Origin of the sequence: Micrococcus sp. TCR-5, assembly GCF_052220525.1 — a bacterium.
GTDB classification, from domain to species: domain Bacteria; phylum Actinomycetota; class Actinomycetes; order Actinomycetales; family Micrococcaceae; genus Micrococcus; species Micrococcus luteus.
Genome location: NZ_JBQPDO010000053.1, coordinates 1 through 265 on the forward strand (window position 1 = coordinate 1; position 265 = coordinate 265).

Sequence of the window (265 nt, forward strand, 5' to 3'; positions counted from 1 at the left end):
GGTGCAGGGTTGCCGGGTGCATTCGGATCGAGGATCGCAATTTCGAGCCAGGCGGTTCGTGGAGACGCTCCGGGTCAACGGCCTGGTCGGGTCGATGGGCAGGGTCGGTGCTGCTGGGGACAACGCGGCAATGGAATCCTTCTTCGCGCTGTTGCAGAAGAACGTGCTGAACCGGCGTCGCTGGCAGTCCTTCGACCAGCTCCGGCTCGCGATCGTGAGCTGGATCGAGCGGACCTATCACCGCCGTCGTAGGCAGGCCCGTCTC

General features: G+C 64.9%; 1 protein-coding gene. It reads left to right on the plus strand.

From position 1 onward, the window contains the following. A partial coding sequence (locus ACTSKS_RS11070) for an integrase core domain-containing protein (protein WP_442927565.1) occupies positions 1 to 265 on the plus strand: 265 nt, incomplete at both ends.